Genomic DNA, 6886 nt, shown 5'->3' with positions numbered 1-6886 from the left:
GGGTGGGTACCTCGTTCATCTCGTTCCGTGGCGCGGGGCTCCGGTCGTCCGCGGACCGGGGGGAACGCCACTCCTCCTCTCAGGCACTTCTGGGTGAACGCCGCACGCATCAGCCGGTCCCCGTCGACGGGACATCCCCGAGCGCGTCCACGATCGCGCGGGCCACCTTGGCCGCTCTGTCCTGAAGCTCGGGTTCCAGTTGGGAACTGCCGACGGCGGCCGAGTCGATCTCGACGACGAGGTTGCTGACCCGTACCCACACGATGCTGTGGGCCTGCGGGTATGCGGTCGACCACCAGTTCTGGGCGAAGGCCCCGTCTCCGAGGCCCTGGAGGTCGCGCACGGCCTGGTAGGTGTTGCCCTGCGCGCTGCCCTTCTTGGAGGCCTGCGCCCGCTTCCTGCTGGTGAAGATCGTCCGTGCCGCCGCCACCTGCGGCGAGTGCGTGATCTCGATGGTGACGACGTCCTCCAGGATGCCGACCGCCCAGTCGCACTTGGTGGGGTCGAGGTCGACCGTACGCCTGCGCATCCCCGGCATGATCCTCGCGGCTTCCTGGTCGCTCACCAGCCGGCAGGCGTCGGGCGCCGCGGCGAAGGCGCCGTCACCCTTCGGCTCCTGGGCGGGCGTGGTCGCCGGGGTGGAGACCGGAGGCTGCGAGGAGGGCGTGGTCGCCGGGGTGGAGCCCAGCGGCGCCGAGGAGGGCGGGGCCTGGGCGATCGGCGTGTTCCCCGGGGGCTCGGTGGTGGCGGACGCGTTGACCAGGACCACCGCCGTGACGGCGACGGCGGTGGCGGCAGCCAGGCCACCGAGCACGACGGGAAGCCTGCTCTTCCTGGAGGCGACCGGCACCGTGGTCGCCGTCATCACCGAGCGGCGCGCGGGCAGGGGAGCGGCGATCGGCTGGAGTGCCGCCCTGATCGCCTGAGGATGGGGGCGCGCGGCCGGGTTCTTGTCCAGCATCGCCGCCAGCAGGCCGCCGAACGGCCCCGCGCTGACCGGCGGCGGCGGGGGCTGGGTGAGCACCGCCGCGACGATCGCCATGGGGGAGTCGCGGTGGAAAGGGCGGCGCCCCTCCACGGCCGTGTACAGGGTGGCGGCCAGCGACCAGAGATCGGAGGCCGGTCCTGCGGGTTCGCCGCGCAGGCGTTCCGGCGCGACGTACCCGGGTGAGCCGGCCGCTCCAGGCTGCCCGGCCGCCGCGGTCGCGCTCGGGGCGTCGTCGATGTGCGCGGCGATGCCGAAGTCGGTGAGGACGGCCTCGCCGGAGTCCGTCAGCATCACGTTGCCCGGCTTCACGTCCCGGTGCAGGATCCCGCGCTGGTGCGCCGCCTCCAGCGCGTCGAGCACCCGCAGCCCGATGGCGGCGACCTGGCCGGGCGGCAGCCTGCCGCTCTCCCGCAGCAGGTCGGCCAGCGACCGGCCGGGGAGCAGGTCCATGACGATCCACGGCTGACCCTGCTCGGCGAGGACGTCGTGCACGGTGATGATCGCCGGATGGTTCAGCGCCGCCGCCGCGCGGGCCTCGCGCAGCGTGTCCGTGAGCGCTCTGTCCCTCCTGGCCGGGTCGGCGGGCAGGCGCACCTCCTTGACCGCGACCTCGCGGCCCAGCACCATGTCGCGGGCCCGCCACACCGTGCCGGCGCCGCCCGCGCCCAGGGGAGCGAGCAGCTGGTATCGCCCGGCGATCACGTGCATGCGTCAGGCCTTGGCGTCGAGGTTCTGGACGAGGTACTTGATCGCCTTCTCGGTTTTGTCGCGCAACCCCGGCTCCTTCTCGACGTCGCGGGTGAAGCGGATCTCACCCACGATGTTGCCGGTCCTGAACACCGAGTAGACGGTGAACTTCTTGGTGCTGAACGTGGTCTCGCTCTTCTCCCAGCCGACGGCCCCGTCGCCCGAGCCGGAGATCTCGAAGACCTCGCCCTGCTCACCGCCGCTGCCGCCGCGGCCGGCCTCCGACTCGGCCTTGGCCCTGGCGCCCTGCACGTGTTCCTCGGCCAGCTTGGTCTCGTAACCGTCGCCCTGCTGCGGATAGAGGAAGAGCGTGAGGTTGAGCGAGAGGCTCTTGTCGTCGCGCGTCTTGGCCCACGTGCATTTGACGGTGGGCTCCACGCTGCTCGTCAGGTACTTGCCCACGACCTCGGTGGCCTGGTCCCTGGTGAGCAGCTGGCAGGGCCGGGGGATCGCGGTGAACTTGCCGGGCGTGCGCGCCACGGGCGTGCCCGTGGCGGTCGGAGCCGGTGTGCCGGAGGGCGCCGCGGTCGTCGGGCCCGCCGTGGTGGCCGGCGCTGTGGCCGACGTGGTGGCCGACGTGGTGGCCGGGGCCTCGGTGCCCGCCAGGGTGGCGGGCGGGGTGCCGGTCAGGATGAGCGCGACCGCCGTCACGAAGACGGCGAGCACGGCCGCGGCGCCCCCGTACACCGGGAGCTTGGGCAGCACCCAGGACGCCATGTGCGACCCCGCGGGCACGGTGGCGGCGGTGCCGCCGGTGAGGGGGTGCAGGGCCGCCCTCAGCGTCACCGTGTCAGGGCGGCGTGCGGGCTCCTTCTCCAGCAGCCGCATGAGCACGGGCCCCAGCGCGCCCGCCCGCTGGGGTGGCCTGGGCGGCTCGGTCATCACCGCGCCGTGCGTGGCCATGGCGGTCGGACGGGCGAACGGCGGGACACCCTCGACGGCGGTGTAGATCGTCGCCCCGAGCGACCAGAGGTCGGCGGCGGGACCGGCGACCCGGCCGGGCTCCTCGGTGAGCGCCTCGGGAGCGGTGTATCCCGGTGTCCCCATCGGCGCGCCGCCCTGCTGCCCGCCGGCCCTGGTGGCGATGCCGAAGTCGGACAGCAGGATGCGGCCGTCGTCGGCGAGCAGCACGTTGCCCGGCTTGACGTCGCGGTGCAGCAGCCCGCGCGTGTGCGCGGCGGCCAGCGCGGACAGCACGAACAGCCCGATCGAGGCGGCCCACTGCGGTGACAGCGGCCCGCCCGACTTCACGACCTCATCGAGCGAGCGGCCCTTGACGAGCTCCATGACGATCCACGGCTCGGCCCCCTCCACGACCACGTCGTGGATCGCGACCACGGCGGGATGCCTGACCTGGACCGCGACGCGCGCCTCGTGCAGGGTGCGCTCGCGCAGCCGGGCGTGATCGTCCGGGGACAGGTTCGCGGGCAGGTGCACCTGCTTGATCGCCACCTCGCGCCCGATCACCGTGTCGTGGGCGCGCCATACGACGCCCATCCCGCCCCTGCCGAGCTGCGCGATCAACTGGTAGCGCCCGCCCACGAGTCGTGGCTGATTCATCGTCTCACCCCTGGCGTCCTAGCGCCGCCGCGACCCATCGGGCGGCGTCACGCGCGCCCTTGCGCATGGCCTCGTTGTCGCCGACCTTCTTCACGTCGACGTATCTGATCTGCATCACGACGTTGCTCAGGCGGAAGATCACGTCGTGCCGCTCCACCTGGCCCTTACTGTTGAGCAGCTCGTAACTGAACGCCTCGTCACCGATGCCGTTGACCTCCTCGTACGCCTTGCGCTCCTGAACGATCCTCTTCTCGAGGCCGATGTCGGGCCAGTTCCATTGGACCGCTTCGCCGGATTCGGCGCCGTTGAGCTTGTTGACGAACTTCTCCGTGGCCTCGTCCACGCTGCGCCCCCAGGCGCTCTCCAGCGGGACCGGCTCCACCGGGACCACGCCGACACCGTTGCCGTGCGCCGTCCACGCGCAACCTTCGCCCTCGGTCTCGCCCTTGGGGGAGGCCTTCGGGACCAGCGAGCGCACCTGGGCGGGCGTCATGAGCGCGCACACGTCCACGGGCACGGTGAACCTCGCGGCCGTCGCCGTGGCGGAGGGCGTCGCCGACGGCGTCTGAGCGGGGACGGCGGTGACGGTGGTGGCGACGAGCGGGCGGGCGGTCGTCGTGGGATGCGGGGTGGTCGGCGCCGATCGCGGCAGGAGCGCGACGGTGGCCGCCACGGCCGCCACGGCCGCGACCAGGCCGGCGCCGACGAGGACCGGCCCGCGCCCGCCGCCCTTCTGTGGCCCGGACAGGGGACTGGACAGCGGGGCGGTGGCCTGCCCGCCCTGCCCGCCTTCCGCCACCTGCCGCAGCAGGTGGGCTGCCAGCCGCGCATCGGGGCGCTGGTACGGCTCGCGCGCCAGCAGGTGCATGAGCACCGGGCCGAGCCGTCCGGCACGCTCGGGAGGCCGGGGCGGCCGGGTCAGCGCGTCCCGCAGCACCGCCATGGGCGAGGTGCCGGTGTAGGGAGCCTGGCCCTCGACCGCGGAGTAGAGGGTGGCGCCCAGGGACCACAGGTCGGAGGCCGGGCCGCCGCGCTCGCCGCGCAGCCGCTCCGGGGCGATGTAGCCGGGGGAGCCGACGAGCAGGCCCGACTCGGTGATCGTGGCCTGGTCCTCCAGCCGGGCGATGCCGAAGTCGGTGAGCACCACCCGTCCGTCGTCGGTCAGGAACACGTTGGCCGGTTTGACGTCGCGGTGCTGGATGCCGTGGGCGTGCGCGGCCGACAGCGCGTCCAGCACCCGCAGCCCGAGCGCCGCCGCGCGTGCCGGCGCCCACGGGCCTTCGGCGGCCACCGCGTCCTTCAGATCGCGGCCCTTGAGCATCTCCATGACGATCGTGGGCAGGCCGTTGTGGGTGAGCACGTCGTGGACCGTGATGATGTTCGGATGCCGTAGCTGGGCGGCGGCCATCGCCTCACGTGTCGCACGCTGCAGCGCCTCCTCGCGCTCGGCCGCGGTGAGCGACTCCGGAAGCAGCAGCGCCTTGACCGCGACGTGGCGGTCGAGAAGCTCGTCGTGGGCGAGCCATACCGTGCCCATGCCTCCCTGGCCGAGTGTCTGCAACACTCGATAGCGGCCCGCTATTTTTCCTTCCCCGATTCCCGGCACGCGGCCAACAGTATTGAGGGCAGGTTTCAATTCGCTATATTTCACGCCGCAACTAATCGAATGAGTCCGAGCACCGGAGCGATGATGACCACAGCACCACCTGTGCCACCTGCGTCTTACTGGCCGGACCAGGGCAGCGGGCAGCCGTCGACCTCGAAGCCACCAGGGTGGGCGATGGGCATCATGGCCGCCGCCGCGACGGTCGCGGTGCTCGGCGGCGGGCTCATCGCCGTGCGGGACGTGGGCACGCAGCCTCCGGTCGCGATGCCGCCCGACCCCGGAGGCAAGGTCGGCGCTCCGGCCTCCCCGCCCACCGCGGAACCGACCTTCGGCCCCACCGCGAGCCCGCCCTCGGCATCCCCGCAGGACACGGCGGAGGCCTCGCCCTCCTCGACCGTGACCTCCACCTTCCCGCCGCTGCAGGACGTGCCCGAGGTGTGCGACCTGCTCCCCGCGAGCCTGACCTCGCGGCTGGCGCCCAAGAGCGAGTCGGAGCCGGGCGTCGCCAAGGACGGTTACGGCGCGAAGCGGAAGGACTGCGCGTGGCGCCAGAAGGGCTACAACATGAAGGGCGGCTACAACGAGTCCCGCTCGATCAACGTCAAGGTCAACGTCTTCCCGGACAACGACTCCGCCATGGACGACGCCGACTTCATGTGGCGCTCGATGCGCGATGAGTCCGGCCAGACCAAAGGCGCCCCGTACAACACGAAATATGGGGAGATCAAGGAATTCAGCGATCTTGGCGACGGGGCGTACGCGATCTACAACGAGAACACCTCCAGGCGTACGGCGATGGCCTGGATCTTCGTCGTCAGAGGCAACACCACCGTCGACATCCATTTCCACGGCACGGACAACAAGGGCCGCGAAATCCTCTCGAACGAGGACAGCCGGCCCGTCCCCGAGGAGGAACTCCTGCAGGGCGTGGAGGAGATCGCCAGGGAGACCCTCAAGAACCTCACGGGCTGAGGCGGCCGGCGGCGCCTGGCGGCGAGCAGTGCGGGATCAGGGGGGATCCTCCACCAGGGCGGCGAAACCGTTGAGATGGCGGGCAAGGCTGTATTCGAACAACCCGTCCAGGTCCGACACCACGTCCTCCTGAGCCGTGGCCAGCAGCGGGAATCGTCCGCTGCCGAGGAGTTCGCCGGCACGCTTCCGCTGGGACAGCCGCCACTGGTCGAGGGTCACGCCGGTCTCCTGCTCGGCTTCGACCTCGGCCGCCATGGACTGGGCGACGGGGATGACCAGCGCGTGCAGCGTGAGGGCCTCGCGCATCCGCGTCGACATCGTCAGCCCGAGCCCGTCGAGTGCGCGCAGGGTCCACTCGGTGTGCGCCATCATGCTGGGCACGAACAGCGGGCGGATGAACGAGACGGCGCCGGGCAGCCAGAGGTGTCGCCGGCACAGCCGCCACTGCAGGCGGGCGATCAGTTCGAGCTTGGCCCGCCACCCGTCCGGGCCCGGGACGGGCAGCTCCGGTTCGCCGAAGGCTTCGTCGGCCATCTGCGTCACGAGTTCGTGTTTGCCGGCCACGTGGCGGTAGAGCGACATCGGGCCGACGTCCAGCTCGGCCGCGAGCCGCCTCATGGACACCGCGTCGAGCCCTTCGACGTCGGCGATCGCGATGGCGGTGCGGAGCACCTGCTTCCGGTCGAGTGCCTGTTTGGGGGCGGCGTCCTGCCGCCGTCTCGGGGCGGCAGGACGCTTCTGACCCGCGGGGGTGCTGATCACCGTGCCGGCGCCCACCTTCGTCTCGACCAGCCCCTCGTCGCGGAGCGTGGCCATCACCCTGGTCGCGGTCGCGACCGCGACGCCCCAGCGCTGGGCGATCTGCCGGATGGAGGGCATGCGATCGCCTGGCCGCAGGTCGCCGGCCTGGATCCGGGCACGGATCTCCGCGACGATCCGCCGGTATGGCGGTTCTTTGGACGACGGCATGGAGCCTCCCGATCCGACGACGACATCGCCGGCCCAGTGTACTA

The 6886-nt window shown here is 71.9% G+C and carries 5 protein-coding genes; 1 reads left to right on the top strand and 4 read right to left on the bottom strand.

What is annotated here, in order from left to right; genetic code table 11:
• Nucleotides 1-109: 109 nt before the first annotated feature.
• The 3 genes from E1292_RS34065 to E1292_RS34055 are packed head-to-tail and all read right to left on the bottom strand — an operon-like array spanning nt 110 to nt 4859.
• Nucleotides 110-1696 (bottom strand): serine/threonine-protein kinase, encoded by a 1587-nt coding sequence (locus E1292_RS34065; RefSeq protein WP_132600747.1) that lies wholly within the window; start codon nt 1694-1696, stop codon nt 110-112.
• Nucleotides 1697-1699: 3 nt separating this feature from the next.
• Nucleotides 1700-3295: a serine/threonine-protein kinase gene (locus E1292_RS34060; protein ID WP_132600743.1), complete on the bottom strand. Its 1596-nt coding sequence runs from the start codon at nt 3293-3295 to the stop codon at nt 1700-1702.
• A gap of 4 nt (nt 3296-3299) precedes the next feature.
• Entirely contained in the window at nt 3300-4859 is a 1560-nt protein-coding gene (locus E1292_RS34055) for a serine/threonine-protein kinase (RefSeq protein ID WP_281284084.1), read from the bottom strand.
• A 216-nt stretch (nt 4860-5075) separates the two neighbouring features.
• Between E1292_RS34055 and E1292_RS34050 the strand changes: the two genes are divergently transcribed.
• Complete coding sequence (locus tag E1292_RS34050; RefSeq protein ID WP_132600737.1) at nt 5076-5873, top strand: hypothetical protein; 798 nt, start codon at nt 5076-5078, stop codon at nt 5871-5873.
• A 36-nt stretch (nt 5874-5909) separates the two neighbouring features.
• Here E1292_RS34050 and E1292_RS34045 read toward each other — a convergent pair whose 3' ends face one another.
• Complete coding sequence (locus tag E1292_RS34045; protein WP_132600734.1) at nt 5910-6842, bottom strand: GntR family transcriptional regulator; 933 nt, start codon at nt 6840-6842, stop codon at nt 5910-5912.
• Nucleotides 6843-6886 lie beyond the last annotated feature (44 nt).

This window comes from Nonomuraea deserti (assembly GCF_004348685.1).
GTDB lineage: Bacteria > Actinomycetota > Actinomycetes > Streptosporangiales > Streptosporangiaceae > Nonomuraea > Nonomuraea deserti.
This window is presented reverse-complemented; position numbering and strand designations above follow the sequence as displayed.